11 protein-coding genes are annotated in these 15,364 nt (G+C 69.2%); 2 read left to right on the top strand and 9 right to left on the bottom strand.

Translation table 11 applies throughout. The annotated features are described in order from the left end of the window. Positions 1-58: 58 nt before the first annotated feature. The 5 genes from ACO6VK_RS00595 to ACO6VK_RS00575 form a co-directional block, all read right to left on the bottom strand. The gene (locus ACO6VK_RS00595) at positions 59-3,184 is read right to left on the bottom strand and encodes an efflux RND transporter permease subunit (RefSeq protein WP_422504965.1); all 3,126 of its coding nucleotides are present in this window, start codon (positions 3,182-3,184) and stop codon (positions 59-61) included. Beyond that, complete coding sequence (locus ACO6VK_RS00590; RefSeq protein WP_422504964.1) at positions 3,181-4,296, bottom strand: efflux RND transporter periplasmic adaptor subunit; 1,116 nt, start codon at positions 4,294-4,296, stop codon at positions 3,181-3,183. Before ACO6VK_RS00590 ends, ACO6VK_RS00595 begins: the two co-directional genes overlap by 4 nt. 226 nt (positions 4,297-4,522) lie before the next feature. Next, positions 4,523-6,583, bottom strand: coding sequence for a TonB-dependent copper receptor (locus tag ACO6VK_RS00585; protein ID WP_422504963.1), 2,061 nt, complete (start codon positions 6,581-6,583; stop codon positions 4,523-4,525). Between the two features lie 74 nt (positions 6,584-6,657). Continuing rightward, entirely contained in the window at positions 6,658-7,137 is a 480-nt protein-coding gene (locus tag ACO6VK_RS00580) for a hypothetical protein (protein ID WP_422504962.1), read from the bottom strand. 63 nt (positions 7,138-7,200) lie between these two features. After that, a complete protein-coding gene (locus ACO6VK_RS00575) occupies positions 7,201-8,184 on the bottom strand; it encodes a LysR family transcriptional regulator (RefSeq protein WP_422504961.1) in 984 nt (327 codons plus the stop codon). A gap of 248 nt (positions 8,185-8,432) precedes the next feature. Here ACO6VK_RS00575 and cysK point away from each other — a divergent pair, with 248 nt between their 5' ends. After that, complete coding sequence (cysK, locus tag ACO6VK_RS00570) at positions 8,433-9,392, top strand: cysteine synthase A (RefSeq protein WP_422504960.1); 960 nt, start codon at positions 8,433-8,435, stop codon at positions 9,390-9,392. 247 nt (positions 9,393-9,639) lie between these two features. Next, a complete protein-coding gene (locus ACO6VK_RS00565; protein ID WP_422504959.1) occupies positions 9,640-10,263 on the top strand; it encodes an O-acetyl-ADP-ribose deacetylase in 624 nt (207 codons plus the stop codon). Here the strand turns inward: ACO6VK_RS00565 and ACO6VK_RS00560 are convergent. The 4 genes from ACO6VK_RS00560 to ACO6VK_RS00545 form a co-directional block, all read right to left on the bottom strand. After that, entirely contained in the window at positions 10,260-11,597 is a 1,338-nt protein-coding gene (locus ACO6VK_RS00560) for a M1 family metallopeptidase (protein ID WP_422504999.1), read from the bottom strand. The genes ACO6VK_RS00565 and ACO6VK_RS00560 overlap by 4 nt on opposite strands. Before the next feature lie 163 nt (positions 11,598-11,760). Further along, complete coding sequence (locus tag ACO6VK_RS00555) at positions 11,761-12,765, bottom strand: class I fructose-bisphosphate aldolase (protein WP_411851964.1); 1,005 nt, start codon at positions 12,763-12,765, stop codon at positions 11,761-11,763. 238 nt (positions 12,766-13,003) lie between these two features. Next, on the bottom strand, positions 13,004-14,470 hold the full coding sequence (gene pyk / locus ACO6VK_RS00550) for a pyruvate kinase (protein WP_332810140.1): 1,467 nt from the start codon (positions 14,468-14,470) through the stop codon (positions 13,004-13,006). A gap of 213 nt (positions 14,471-14,683) precedes the next feature. Next, on the bottom strand, positions 14,684-15,352 hold the full coding sequence (locus ACO6VK_RS00545; RefSeq protein WP_422504958.1) for an HAD hydrolase-like protein: 669 nt from the start codon (positions 15,350-15,352) through the stop codon (positions 14,684-14,686). Positions 15,353-15,364 lie beyond the last annotated feature (12 nt).

Raw genomic sequence — 15,364 nt, 5'->3', positions numbered from 1 at the left:
CGTAGTGGCAATTTCGATGAATGGGCGGTGGGCGCGGCCCGCAGGCCGCGCCGATGCCTCAGGCGTGCCCGCCCACGGACGGGGTGTCCGCCTCCTGCCTGGCCAGCTCGCGCGCCACCGCCTCGGGCGAACGCGTGTACGGGGCGAGCAGCGAGTAGAACGCCGGCACCACGAACAGGGACAGGAAGGTGGAGACGGTGACGCCGAAGATCACCACGATGCCGATGGTGCCGCGGCTGGCCGAACCGGGGCCGCCGGCCACCACCAGCGGCACCGCACCGACCACAGTGGCGATCGAGGTCATCAGGATCGGGCGCAGGCGCACCATCGCCGATTCGACGATGGCCTGGTGCACGTTGCGGCCCTCGTCGCGCAGCTGGTTGGCGAACTCCACGATCAGGATGCCGTTCTTGGCGGCCAGCCCGACCAGCATCACGATGCCGATCTGGCTGAACAGGTTGATCGTGCCCCCGCTGACGTACAGGCCCAGCAGCGCGCCGAGCACGCCCAGCGGTACGGTCAGCATGATCACCAGCGGATGGATGAAGCTCTCGAACTGCGCGGCCAGCACCAGGTACACCACCAGCAGCGCCATCGCGAAGGTCAGCAGCACGGCGCTGCCGGCGTTCTGGTACTCGCGCGACTCGCCCTTCCAGTCGATCTGCGCGTGCTGCGGCAGTTCCTCGCGCGCGGTCTGCTGGGCCCAGGCGATCGCCTCGCCCAGCGGATAGCCCGGCGCCAGGCCGGCGCTGATGGTGATCGAGCGCAGCCGGTTGAAGCGGTTGAGGTTGCCGGCCTCGGCCACTTCGCTGAGCGTGACCAGGTTGGACAGCGGGATCAGTTCACCGTTGGCGGCCCGCACCCGGATCGCGGCCAGGTCGTCCGGCGAGGCACGGCCGTCGCGGCCGGCCTGGACCAGCACGTCGTACTCTTCGCCGTTGTCGACAAAGGTGGTGACGCGGCGCGAGCCCATCATGGTTTCCAGCGCGCCGCCGATCGCGGTGACCGACACGCCCAGGTCGGCCGCACGCTGGCGGTTGATGTTGACCCGCATCTGCGGGCGGGTTTCCTTGTAGTCCGAATCGGCGCCGACCAGACCGGGGTTGTCGGCCATGCGCAGCAGCATGCGGTCGCGCCACTGGGCGATCTCGGCGTACTCGGGGCCGCCGAGAACGATCTGGAACGGCTGGCCCTGGCTGCGCACCAGGCCGCCGCCTACCTGGGTGCGCACGCGCACGCCACGCAGGTCGTTGAGGTGGGTCTGCAGATCGGCCGCCACATCCGGGGTGGACACATCGCGCTGGCGCCACGGCTGCAGGAACACGCTGATGCGGCCGGTATGCATTTCCTCGCTGGCGCCGAAGCCACCGGGCACGCGCGGGTTGGCGCGCACGATCGGCTTGTCCTCGCCAACGAAGCCGGACACGATCTTCTCCACCTGCTGGACCTGCCCGACCGTGTAGTCGAAACCGGCGCCTTCCGGGCCGTCGATCATGATCTGGAACGACCCGCGGTCTTCGGCCGGCGCCAGTTCGGACGGCAGCAGTTTCAGCAGCGCGGCGCTGGCCAGCAGCGACAGCACCATCACCACGATGTAGATCCAGGTGCGCCCGACATGGGCGTCGAGCACCCGGCCATAGGCGGCCGAGACGCGATCCAGGTTGCGGTTGATCACCCCGTGCAGGCCGCGCGGCGCCTGCCCGGTGTGCGGTTTGAGCAGCTTGGAGGCCATCATCGGGGTCAGGGTCAGCGACACGAACGCGGACAACGCCACCGCCGCTGCCAGCGCCACGGCAAGCTCGCGGAACAGGCGGCCGGTGTTGCCTTCCAGGAACCCGACCGGCAGGAACACCGCCACCAGCACCGCGGTGGTGGCGATCACCGCGAAGGCGACCTGCGCGGTACCGCGTTTGGAGGCGACCAGGGGCGGTTCGCCGAGGTCGATGCGGCGTTGTACGTTCTCCACCACCACGATGGCGTCGTCCACCACCAGGCCGATACACAGCACCAGCGCCAGCAGGGTCAGCAGGTTGATCGAGAAGCCGAAGGCGTACAGCGCGATGAAGGCGGCCACCAGGCACACCGGCACCGTCACGGCCGGAATCAGTGCCGCGCGGAAGCTGCCGAGGAACAGCCAGATCACCGCCAGCACCAGCAGCATCGCCTCCACCAGCGTGGCGTACACGCGGTCCACCGCCGCTTCGATGAAGGTGGTGTTGTCGAAGGCGACGAAGATCCGCGTGCCCTGCGGCAGCGAGCTGCCGATGCGCTCGGCCTCCTCGCGGGCCTCGCGGGCCACGTCTAGCGCATTGGCGGTGGAGGTCTTGACGATGCCCAGGCCGATGTTGGGTTCGCCGTTGCTGCGGTAATAGGCGCGGCGTTCGGACGAGGCCAGCTCGATCTTGGCCACATCGCCCATGCGCACCACGTAACCGTCGGCGCCCTTGCCCAGCGGAATGCCGGCGAAGTCGTCGGGTTTGACGTAGTTGCGCTCCACGCGCAGGGTGAAATCGCGGTCGGCCGATTCGATGCGGCCGGCCGGCAGCTCCACGTTCTCGTTGCGCAGCGCGGTTTCGACATCGCCCACGGTCAGGCCGCGCGCGGCGAGCTGGTCGCGGTCCAGCCAGATCCGCATCGCATAGCGCTGGCGGCCGCCGATACGCACCTGCGCCACGCCGTCCAGGCTGGAGAAGCGGTCGACCACGTAGCGGTCGGCATAGTCGCTCAGTTCCAGCGTGTCCATCGTGGTCGAGCTCATGTTGAGCCAGATGATGGGGTCGGCGTCGCTTTCGACCTTGGCGATCTCCGGTGGCCGCGCCTCTTCGGGCATGCGGTCGGCGACCCGGCTGACCGCGTCGCGGACGTCGTTGGCGGCCGCTTCGATATCGCGGTTGGAGGTGAACTCGATGCTCACCTGCGCGCGGCCGTTGGAACTGCGCGCGTTGATGGTGTCGATGCCCTCGATGCCGGCCAGCGCATCTTCAAGCACCTGGGTGATGCGGCTTTCGATCACCGCCGCCGAGGCGCCGGTGTAGTCCACCGACACCGACACGATCGGCGGGTCGATGGCCGGCAGCTCGCGCAGGGTCAGGCGGGTGAACGACATGATGCCCAGCACGACGAGCAGCAGGCTCATCACCACGGCAAATACCGGGCGCTGGATGGAGACGTCGGAGAGTTTCATCCGCCGGTGCCCGTCTGCGCGGCCGGTACCGGTGCCGGTGCCGGCGCCGCCACCGGGGCGGGCGCGGTGGCCGGCGCGGCGTCATGCGCCTGCACCTTCAGGCCGGGGCGCAGCTTGCCGGTGCCGTCCACCACGATGCGGTCGCCGGCCTGGATGCCGCTGCGGATCTCGACCACGCCGGCGCGGCGGGCGCCGGTGGTCACGTCGGTGCGCTCCACGCTCTGGTCGGCCTTGACCCGGTACACGAAGGAGTCGCGGCCGACCTGGACCACGGCGATCTCCGGAATCACCAGGGCCTGGCGTTCCGGGCGGAACATGCGCACGTCCAGCAGCATGCCGGGGCGCAGCGCATGGTCGGCGTTGATGAAGTCCGCGCGCACGGTGACCGCGCGGGTGCCCGGATCGACACGGGTGTCGATGGTGGCCACCTCGCCCTCGAAGGTGCGGCCTGGGTAGGCCACGCTGGTGGCGCTGACCTTGTCGCCGGTGGTCAGCGAGGCCAGTTCGGCCTCCGGCACCTGGAAGTCCACGTGCATCCGCTCGATGTCATCCAGCGTTGCGATGGTGGTGGACGGCGTCACCAGCGAGCCGGCGCTGACCTGGCGGATGCCGAGCACGCCGGCGAAGGGCGCACGCACCCGGCGGTCGCCGATGTCCGACTGCATTTCACGCACGCGTGCCTCGGCGGCATCGCGGATGGCGCGCTGGGTATCCAGCGTCGCGCTGGCCACCAGTTGCTGGGCAGCCAGTTCGCGCTGGCGCCTGTACAGCTGGTCGGCTTCGGCGAAGGTCGCCTGCGCCTGCAGCAGCGCCGCTTCCTGGGCCTGGCCGCGCAGGGTCACCAGCGGCGCGCCGGCATTGACCTGCTGCCCGCTCTCGAAGTGCACCGTTTCGATGATTTCGCTGACTTTGGCGGTGATCGTCACCGACTCGCGCGCCTTGGCGGTGCCCAGCGCCTGCAGCGTGTCGCTCCATGCCGAGGACTGCACCACCTGGGCGGTAACCGGCACGGCGTCGGCCTGCCGGCGTGCGGCCTCGTCTTTGCTGCCACAGCCGGCCAGAAGGGCCAGCCCGAGGCCAACGGCGATGCGCGCGGTGATGCGTCCCAACATGAAGAAAAACCCCGGATGTTCCACGACCGGCAAGTGTAGCCACGGGCTGTGTCAAGACATATGTGCCAAGCGTTTACCACGGGCTTCACATCGGTCGATGGCGGGCGCAATGCCTTTCGTGCTGGGGGTTGGCGCACGTGTAACGGCATGTGTCGGCGCGTGTCGGCGTGCGTCGCCGGACCGGATGGAACGGGGGGCGGTAACCGCCCCCCCCCCCTTCACGCACTCAATAGCGGTAGTTCACCTTCATCCAGGCCGTGCGGCCCGGTTCATTGATACGGACCGGATCGGCCGGGAAGCCGAAGTCGGCGCTGCCGGCCAGGTTCAGGTGTTCGCTGTAGGCGCGGTCGAACAGGTTGTCGACCCCGGCGCTGAGCCGCAGTGCATCGCTGATCCGGTAGCTGGCGTTGAGCGCCAGCGTGGCGAAACCGGCGCTGGGCCCCAGGTCGCGGGCGACCACGTTGCCCTGCCCGACCGCCACGCGGTGCTGGCGGGTCACCGCCCGGCCCAGCGCGCCGACGCTCCAGCGCTCGCCTTCCCAGTTGGCGCTGAGGCGGGCTTCCAGTGGCGGCATCTGCGGCAGCGCACCGCCATTGCTGCGGTTCTCGCCCCAGGCGTAGGCCAGTGTGCCGCCGAGCTTCCAGCGCTCACCCAACCGCACATCGGCACCGGCTTCGGCGCCGGCGATGCGCGCGTCGATGTTGCCGGCCTGGGCCATGCTGCCCATCATGCCGCCTTCGTGATAGGCGAACAGGATGTAGTCCTGCAACCGGCCCGCATAGGCCGACACCCACGCATCCAGCCGGTCGCTGCGGTACTGCAGGCCGAGATCAAGCTGGGTGGTCTTCTCCGGCTGGATGCCGGCGAAGGCGTTGGGCGCGCCCATCGGCCCCATGTCCGGCGAGAACAGTTCCCAGTAGTCCGGCATGCGCTCGCTGTGGCCGATGCCGGCGTACCAGGTCAGCGCCGGGGCGATGTCGCGCTCGACGCGCAGGAAACCGCTGCCCAGGTCCTCGCGACGGGTCTGCCCGGCGGTCGGATTGGGCATGCCCATCATGCCGGTGGTGGCGCGTTTGTCGGTGACCTCGGCGCGGTCGATGCGCAGGCCGCCGAGCCAGCGCTGCGCCGTGCCTTCGCCGAGGGTGATCTCGGTGAACGCGCCGCGCGTGTCGAAGCGTGCGTCGGTGCGCCAGGGTTGCAGCCGATAGGTGTTGCGGCCCATTGCGTTGCGGCTGCGGTGGCGGCTGTCCTGCGCATCGATACCGGCCACGATGGCGATGTCCTGCCAGCGCCATTCCGAGGCGATGCGACCGCCGGTGGTGCGCCGGTCCACGTTGGACCCCATCGGCATCGGCATGCTGCTGTCCGGGTTCGGCGTGCGCAGCGTGTAGTTGTCCATCACGTGGTCGGCATCGTTGTAGTAGACGTTGGCCAGCAGCTTGTCCCACGCGCCGGGCAGGTTGTCCTTCTCGAAACGGGCCGCGTAGCTGGTGCGCTTGAACGCCGCACCGTCCATGCCGCGCCCGGCGTACCGCGCGATGGCATCGCCGGTACCGGCGGAGAGTTCCAGCACGGTGTCGGCATCGGGCGTCCAGCCGACGGCGACGTCGCTGTTCCACTTGCGCCACTTCGACGGCACCAGGTTGCCGTTGCCGTCCTTGTAGTCGTCCGCTTCGGAACGGTTGCCGTTGACCCGCACATAGCCCGCGCTGGCACCGGCAGTCAGGTCGAGGACCTGGTCATTGCGGTTGCGCGAGCCGACCAGCGCGCTGGCATCGACATCGATGCCCGGCGTATCGAAGCGCGGCGTATCGCGCTCGAAGCGCACCGTGCCCGCCGAGGCACCCGCGCCCCAGCGCACGCTCTGCGGGCCCTTGATGATGGTCAGCCGGTCGAAGGTTTCCGGCGCGATGTAGGACAGCGGATTGTCCATCCGCGATGGGCAGGCGCCGATCAGGTTGCCCTCGTTGCTGACGATGTTCAGGCGCGAACCGAACATGCCGCGCAGCACCGGGTCGCCGTTGGTGCCGCCGTTGCGGATCGCCGAGAAGCCGGGAACGGTCTTGAGGTAGTCGGCACCGTCGCTGGCCGGCACCGGCTGGCGCGGCAGCCGCGGGTCGGTGACCCAGTGCAGCGGCGAGGACGGCGCACTGGCGGTGACCACCAGGGTGTCCAAGGTACGGGCGGTATCGCGCTCGGCGGCGTGCAGCGGCAGTGCGGCCAGCGCAAGGGAGAGGGAAACAGACAGGCGCGTCGATGCGCCCGCGCTGCGGGAAGAAACGGTCATGGTGGAACTCCGGAAAACGCACAGGCGCGCGGCGCCATCACGGCGTCACGCAGCAGGAAGAGAGAGGACGGATCTCAGGCGTTCAACGGCGGGCCGCGAGCCGCATGCGCGGGCCAGCGCAGGCTCCGCGGGGCGGCGACCGCACGCAGGACGCGCGGCGCGATGACCGGCAGCGCCGGCAGCAGCAGCACCAGCACGGCCAGCCACGGCATCAGCCGCGAGGCCATCATGCAGTACTCGCACGCCTCGCCATGCCCGGCGTGTTCGCCCAGCAGCGGCGCAACCGGCGTGGCAGGGGCATCGCCGTGCAGGGCGTGGGCGGCCATGTCGTGGCCGGCCATCGCGTGACCAGCCATCGCGTGGCCGGCATGGGGGTCGGCGGCGGTGATGGCAGCGGCCGGCATCGGATGCGCCATGCCCATCGGCATCGCCATCACCGGCGCATCGGCATGGGCCTGCTGCCAGCGGCTGACCAGCGGCGCCAGCGCCATCAGCAGGGTCGCCACGAAGGCGAGCTGCAGAAAGAAGGCGTACGGGCGGCGACGACGGTTCACCGCATCAGTGTAGACCGCGCTCCAGGGTTGGCCGTGCGACGAACCGTCGCAGGCACCCACCGATCACACGGTGATGGTCTGGGTCAGCGATTCCCAGGTGGGGGGCAGCGGCCAGTTGGCCTCCTGGTTGCCGTCGATCACGCGGCGCAGGTCGCGGGTGTCGATCTGCGGGGCGAGCACGTGCACCAGCTCCAGCGCGTAGTCGCGCAGCACGCGGTCGCGGGGCAGCACGGCCCAGGCGATGCACTCGTCGATCGGCGCCGGGGCCGGCCAGGCGCGCAGATCCTCATCGCTGGCATTGACCGCCATTTCCGCCAGCAGGCCCACGCCCAGGCCGGTGCGCACATAGGTCTTGATCAGATCCGCGTCGAGCGCGGTCAGGGCGATGTCCGGGCTCAACCCGGCACTGGCGAACGCCCGCTGCAGGGACGAGCTGCCCCGGGTGGAGGACTCGTAGCTGATCAGCGGATGGGAGGCGAGCGCCTGCAGGTCCGGCGCGGCGCCCGGACGGTCGAGCGCGTGCCCGCGCGGCACCAGCACCAGCCGGCGCCAGCGGTACAGCGGAATGGCGATGCCGGCACTGGGCTCGGCGCCGGCCGTGGAAATGATCGCGATGTCCGCGTCACCCTGGCTGAGCAGGTCCAGCGCATCGCTTTCGGCGGCCTGCTGCAGGTGCACGCTGACCTGCGGATAGGCCTGTTTGATCCGCGCCACCGCCGGCGGCAGCACAAAGCGCGCCTGGGTGTGGGTGGTGGTGAGGATCAGCTGGCCCTGGCTCTCGCGGCGCTGGTTGGCCGCATAGGTGCGGATGTTGTTGGCTTCAGACAGCACCGCCCGGGCGCGGCCGATCACTTCCACGCCGGCCGGAGTCACCGCTTCCAGGCTGCGGCCCTTGCGCACGAAGAGCAGGAAGCCAAGCTCGTCCTCCAGCTGTTTGAGCTGCTTGGACAGGCCGGGCTGGGTGGCGTGCACGCGCGAGGCCGCCAGCGTGATGTTCAGCTCGGCGTCGGCGATGGCCACCAGGTAACGGAGTTGGGTGAGCGTCATGGGCGTGCGGTGCCACTGGCGGGAAGGAGGCAATCCGACTGTAGGGCAATTGCCGTCACCAGCTTATAACCAAACGTTGTTTAAGAAGGGTATCAGGTCATTTCCCGGTGTCATATGCCGGCGCTACGGTCTGCCGGTACACCCGGCGACGCCCCAGCGGCCGCGCCGGGCCGGCGCCACCGCGATCCGGCGCCCGACTCCCCCGCCGCACGGCTACCGGGCGGCACCGAACCGCTCTGGAGCATCCCATGACGCTGTACAACTCCATTCTGGACACCATCGGCAACACCCCGGTGGTGCGCCTGCACCGCCTGGCCCCCGACCACGTGACCCTGTATGCCAAGGTCGAGGCGTTCAATCCAGGCGGCTCGGTCAAGGACCGGCTGGCGCTGGCGATCGTGCTGGATGCCGAGGCACGCGGCCTGCTCAAGCCCGGCGACACCATCGTCGAGGCAACCTCGGGCAACACCGGCGTGGCCCTGGCGATGGTGGCCGCCGCGCGCGGCTACAAGTTCGTGGCGACGATGGTGGAAACCTTCTCGATTGAACGCCGCAAGCTGATGCGTGCCTACGGCGCCAAGGTGATCCTGACCCCGGCCGCCGAGCGCGGCTCGGGCATGGTCCGCCGCGCCAAGGAACTGGCCGAGGAACACGGCTGGTTCCTGGCCAGCCAGTTCGCCAATCCGGCCAACCCGGCCTACCACCGCAACACCACCGCGCCGGAGATCCTGCGTGACTTCGCCGGCAGGCGGCTGGACTACTTCGTCACCGGCTGGGGCACGGGCGGCACGCTGACCGGCGTGGGTGAAGTGCTCAAGGTGGCCCGCCCGGACACCCGCATCATCGCCACCGAGCCGCAGGGCGCGGCCCTGCTCAAGGGCGACGAGTGGAAGCCGCACAAGATCCAGGGCTGGACCCCGGACTTCGTGCCCGAGGTGCTCAACCGCGGTGTCTATGACGAACTGCTGAGCATCGACGATGCCCGGGCGATCGAGACCGCGCGCCGCCTGGCGGCCGAGGAAGGCATCTTCGTCGGCATCTCTGCCGGCGCCACGGTGGCCAGTGCGCTGGACATCGCCGCGCGCGCCGAACCCGGCAGCGTGATCCTGGCGATGCTGCCCGACACCGGTGAACGCTACTTCTCCACCCCGCTGTTCGCCGACATCAACGAGGGCTCCGACGACGACTGGCTGGCCGGTCTGCCCTGATCTCCGCGTTGTCCCGGACAAGACCCGCAACGCCCACCCCACGGTGGGCGTTGTCGTATTCAGCGTCGCCGCTGCGCCTTCATCTGCCGTGAAGCCGTCGCACCGCATCGTGTGGGCATCGGGCAGCGCAACACCGGGTCGCACTGCCTGAGACGACGATGACGCAGCCTAGATGCCCTGCCCGTTACCGTGCAGGAAAGGATGTCATCCCGTTGGTTGGACCCGGACTCAGGAAGGAGCGGTACGCATGAAGATCGAAGTGTGGCAGGGCGACATCACGACCCTGGCGGTGGATGCGATCGTCAATGCGGCCAACGAATCCCTGCTCGGCGGCGGCGGCGTGGACGGCGCGATCCATCGCGCGGCCGGCCCGGGCCTGCTCGATGCCTGCCGTGCACTGCCGGAGATCCGCCCGGGCATGCGCTGCCCGACCGGTGAGGTGCGCGCCACCGGCGCCTACGACCTGCCGGCGCGGCACGTGTTCCACACGGTCGGCCCGGTCTGGCAGGACGGACAGCGCGACGAACCGGCGCTGCTCGCCAACTGTTACTGGAAGTCGCTGCAGCTCGCCGAAAAACTCGATCTGGAATCGATCGCCTTCCCGGCCATCAGCTGCGGCGTGTTCGGCTATCCGCTGCACCAGGCCGCGCAGATCGCCGCTACCGAGACCCTGACCTGGCAGCGCTCGCACCGCCAGCCGCGGCGCATCATCCTGGTGGCCTACAACGCCGCCACCTTCAAGGTCTACCAGCAGGCCCTGGCTGCCCAGGGCCAACCGCTGGAGAGCCCGTCGCTTGCGGGCAGTACCGCGTCGCCGGGGCGGACGGCGCTCGATCTGGATCTCGGCCTGCCGCCGGCAGCCGCGCTCTAGCCACCCGCGGCCGCCGGCGCGCTGCCGCCGGTGCCGTAGACCCAGGCCTGGAAGAACGCATCGAGCGGGCGCCCTGCCGCCCGCTCCATCGCCTGCTGGAAGTCGGCCGTCACCACCGCCCGCCCGTCGTGCGCGCGGGTGTAGCTGCGCAGCCCCTGCCAGAACACCGTTTCGCCCAGTTCCTCGCGAAGCAGGTGCAGGACGTACGCACCCTTCTGGTAGACCACCGCGCGGTCGTCCGCACTGGGGGCATCCCACGCCGCGTAGACGAGCGCATGGTCGGCGCCCTTGGCGCGCAGCCGTTCCAGACGTGCGCGCCAGCCGGCGACCTGCCGCTGGTACGCGGCCTCGCCCTGCGCCTGCTGCAGCCAGGCCGCCGTCATGAAGTTGGCCATGCCCTCGTTGAGCCAGAAGTGTTCCCAGCCCGCGCAGGTGACCCGGTTGCCCCACCACTGGTGGGCCGCCTCATGCGCCATCAGCGCAGTCTGCTCCGGCGCCTCCAGCACCTCGGCACCGTAGGCCTCGGACAGCAGCGACACCCCTGCCAGCTCCTGCCCGATCGTGCGCGCCACCAACGCCTGCTGGTAGTCGCCGCGATACGGCAGGCCGGCGCGCTCGGCGAAGAAGGCCAGCATGTCCGCCGTCGGCGCGAACAACCGGCGCAGCTCGTCCGGCGACCGCTCCACCGACAGATAGCGCAGCGCCACCTTGCCCGGCTGCACCACCTCGCGATAGCGCCCGGCCGCGAAGCCGTACACATAGCCAGGCATGGGCGTTTCCAGCGCCCAGCGGTGCTGCACGCGGCCATCGGCCAGGGGGCGCGGCGCGAGCGCGCGTCCGGTGCCGGTCGCCAGCAGTCCCGCCGGCAGGGTCAGCGACAGCGACAGCGTCGCGCGCTCGTCCGGCGCGTCCACCGACGGCATCCACTGACTGGTGGAGAAGATCGTGTACACCTCCTCGCGTGCCGGCGCGAACTCCAGGCCGAATGCCGGCGCGCCGTGATAGGCGATCTGCAGGCTCACCTCGCGCCCGGCCCGCAGCGGCCGCGCCAACGCTATCCGCACCTGCCCCTGCTCCCGCACGAACGTCACTGGCGTGCCGCCCTGCCGTACCGAGGCGATGGTCAACGCACCGGCATCCAGGGTGACCTCCGCGAGCCCGGCCTGCAGCGCGCGCACCCGCACCACCTCGTTGCCCTGGATGCGCCCACCGGCGATGTCCGGTTCCAACGCCACCGCGTAATGCAGCACATCGAATCCCCGTGCCGGGGATGCCCACGCCGCCGGAACGCACATCAGCCACCACAGCCCCAGCAGACCACCGCAACGTCGCATCACCGGCAGACATCCCGCACAGGAAAAGAAGCGACATCCTGCCAGAACGCGCGAAACCGGGCGTCCCTCCGCCGCGCGTGGCCCGGCGCACGCTGCGTGCGGGCAAAAAAAAACGCCGGCCCAGAGGCCGGCGTTGTTCAGATCACGCAGTGCGTGGAACGGATCAGCCGTTCCACTTGCCCAGCGCGGCCTGGCCGTTTTCCTTGGCGCGGTCGTAGACCGTCTGCTGCGCCTTGGCGACATTGGCCTTGGTGTCCTTGGCCCACAGCTTCAGCGCGGCCTGCTGCATGGCACGGCCGTAGGAGAAGCTCAGCGGCCACGGCAGGTTGCCCATCTGGTTCATCGCATTCAGATGCGCGGTCGACTGCTCGTCGCCCTGGCCACCGGACAGGAACACCACGCCCGGCAGGATCGCCGGCACGGTGCTCTTGAGGCACATCACGGTCGACTCGGCCACTTCCTCGACGTCGGCCTGCTCATCGCAACCCTTGCCCGAGATGACCATCGAGGCCTTCAGGATGGTGCCTTCCAGCAGCACGTTCTGCTGGTACAGCGCGTCGAACAGCGAACGCAGCGTGGCTTCAGTGACTTCGTAGCAGGTTTCGATGTCGTGGTCGCCGTCCATGATCACTTCCGGCTCCACCATCGGCACCAGGCCGCATTCCTGGCACAGGGCGGCGTAACGGGCCAGCGCGTGCGCGTTGGACTCGATGCAGGTGCCCGACGGAATGCTCTCGCCGATGTTGATGACCGCACGCCACTTGGCGAAGCGCGCGCCCAGCTTGTAGTACTCCTGCAGACGCTCACGCAGGCCGTCCAGGCCTTCGGTGACCATCTCGCCCGGGCAGCCGGCCAGCGGGTGGGCGCCCTTGTCGACCTTGATGCCCGGAATCATGCCGTGGTCGGCCATGTACTTGGCGAACGGCACGCCGTCCTTGGTGGACTGGCGGATGGTTTCGTCGTACAGGATCGCGCCGGAAATATGCTCGTTGAGCTTCGGCGTGGTGAGCAGCAGCTCGCGGTAGGCGCGACGGTTCTCCTCGGTGTTCTCGATGCCGACGCTGGCGAAGCGCTTGGCGATGGTACCGGTGGATTCGTCGATCGCGATGATGCCCTTGCCCGGGGCGACCATGGCCTGGGCGGTTTCGGCCAGCTGTTCGATGCTCATGTATTTCCTGTGGCGGGTGCGGGAAAACCGCAATTATAGCCCCCGCCTTCCGTGAACTGGCCGTCCACGGAATCTGGAACCGCTTTCAGACGCGCAGGCCCCGGTGCTGCTGGATGTGCCCGTGGGAGCCCCACGGTGTCGGGGGTGGCCGCGAGGCGGCCGACGCGTACGGCGCCGGGGCCCACGGTCTGCCGTGCAGACCGTGGTGCGCCAGCGCGCATGCGGTGGTGCGTGCCCGTTACAGGTCGCCCAGACCGCTGGCGCGGCCGTCTTCGCCCACTTCCAGCAGGCGCAGGGTGTTGGTCGCACCGTGGGTTTCCATGTGCTCGCCGCTGGTGAACACCACGCGGTCACCGGCCTGCAGCTGGTTGGCTTCCACCAGCAGGCGGATGCTGCCGCGCGCGGCTTCGCGCGGGGTGAAGCCGCGGCTGTCGAAGTTGATCGGGAACACATCGCGCATCAGCGCCATCTGGCGACGGGCACCATCATGGCGGGTCACCGCGAACACCGGTGCCGACGCACGGAAACGCGACAGGTAGCGTGCGGTGCCGCCGGATTCGGTCATCGCCACGATCGCGCGCACGCCCACATGCTGGGACAGGAACATGGTCGCCATCGCGATGGCCTGATCGGCACGTTCCAGGTTGCGCGGCGACGCGCCGAAGTCGGTCTCGGTCTGGAACTGGCGTTCGGCACCGAGGCAGATACGCGCCATTGCCTCCACGGCCTTGACCGGGTACGCACCGGCGGCGGTTTCGGCCGACAGCATCACCGCATCGGTACCGTCGATCACCGAGTTGGCCACGTCCAGCACTTCGGCGCGGGTCGGGATCGGGCTTTCCACCATCGACTGCAGCATCTGGGTGGCGGTGATCACCACCTTGTTCTGCGCCAGCGAGGCCTTGATGATCTTCTTCTGCAGGCCCGGCAGTTCGGCGTCGCCGATTTCCACGCCGAGATCGCCACGCGCCACCATCACCACGTCGCTGGCATCAACGATCTCTTCCAGATTCTCGATGGCTTCGGTGCGCTCGATCTTGGACACCAGCGCGGCGTAGCAGCCGTGCGATTCGGCGATCGCGCGGGCATCGTTCATGTCCTGCGCATTGCGGCAGAACGACACCGCGATGAAGTCCACGCCGATCTTGGCCACGATGCCGATCAGTTCCTTGTCGCGCTCGGTCAGCGCGCCCAGCGACAGGCCACCGCCCTGCTTGTTCAGGCCCTTGCGGTCGGACAGCACGCCGTCGTTGAGCACGGTGTTGATGATGCGCTCGCCCTGCACTTCCAGCACCTGCAGCTGCATCAGGCCATCGTCGAGCAGCAGCACGTCACCGGCCACCACGTCCTGCGGCAGGCCGAGGTAGCTCACGCCCACCTGGGTGGTGTCGCCGGCCGGTGCGTTCGGCGAGGCGACCAGGTCGAAGCGGTCGCCCGCCTTCAGATGGATCTTGCCTTCGGCGAAACGCTCGATGCGGATCTTCGGGCCCGGCAGGTCGGCCAGGATGCCCACCTCCACGCCCACCCGCTGCGCGGCGGCGCGCACGTCGGCGGCGCGCTTGGCCTGGCCGGACGGATCACCGTGGCTGAAATTGAGGCGGACCACGTTCACGCCGGCGCGGAAGAGATCCTCCAGCACGCCCGGCGGGTCGGTCGCCGGTCCGAGGGTGGCAAGGATCTTGGTGCGACGCTGACGCTCAATCATGGTAAATGGGCTCCCGGGAAAGGGTCGAAATTAGCACACCCTTCACGTCCCATGAATACGTTTACAGCCTTGTCGTAGCTGGCTTTGTCCGATGTCCTGCAGACAGCGTCGGATGACAGGGCGGACATCCCGTCGCGCCAGCATGACGCCAACGCCTGACCCTGTTGACTCTCCGCTCGACATGCGGCGGCGTACGGAACGCCGCCGCACCGCTCAATCGATCAACGACAACAGCGCTTCCGGCGAGGCCGCGATGTGCTGCGCACCGGCGTCGCGCAGCTCGTCGGCACCGCCAAACCCCCACAACACGCCGATATTGCGCATCCCGTGATGACGCGCGCCGGCGATATCCATGCGCCGGTCGCCGATCATCCAGCACTGCTCCGGCGCCAGCGACAGGCGCCGCAGTGCCTCGGCCACCAGCTGCGGCTTCTCGCTGCGGCTGCCGTCCAGCGTCGCCCCGATCACGTCTTCGAAGCACCCGCCAAACGGCAGATGCTCGATGATGCGGCGCGCGTGCGGCTCATTCTTGGCGGTGACGATGGCCAGCCGATGGCCACGGCCGTGCAGTTCCTGCACGACCTGTCCGATCTGCGGGTAGACCACGTGTTCCTGCCAGCCGAGCACCTCGAAGCGCTCGCGGTAGAGCGCCACCGCCTGCTCCACCTGCGCCGGATCGTCGAACAGCGGCGCGAAGCTGGTGCGCAGCGACGGCCCGATCCAACGCCGCAGTTCCGCGTCCGGCGGCACCGGGCGACCCAGCTGGGTGAGCGCATGCGCCACGCACCGGGTGATGCCCACGGCCGAGTCGATCAGCGTGCCGTCGAGGTCGAAGAAGAGCGTTGCAGGTGCTTCAACGGCGTGACGACCCACGGTGGTCACGCCCCGATCGTT

It is taken from the genome of Stenotrophomonas sp. GZD-301 (genome assembly GCF_049310345.1).
GTDB lineage: Bacteria > Pseudomonadota > Gammaproteobacteria > Xanthomonadales > Xanthomonadaceae > Stenotrophomonas.
Note: the sequence above shows the minus strand (reverse complement) of the source record. Positions and strands in the feature narration are given on the sequence as shown.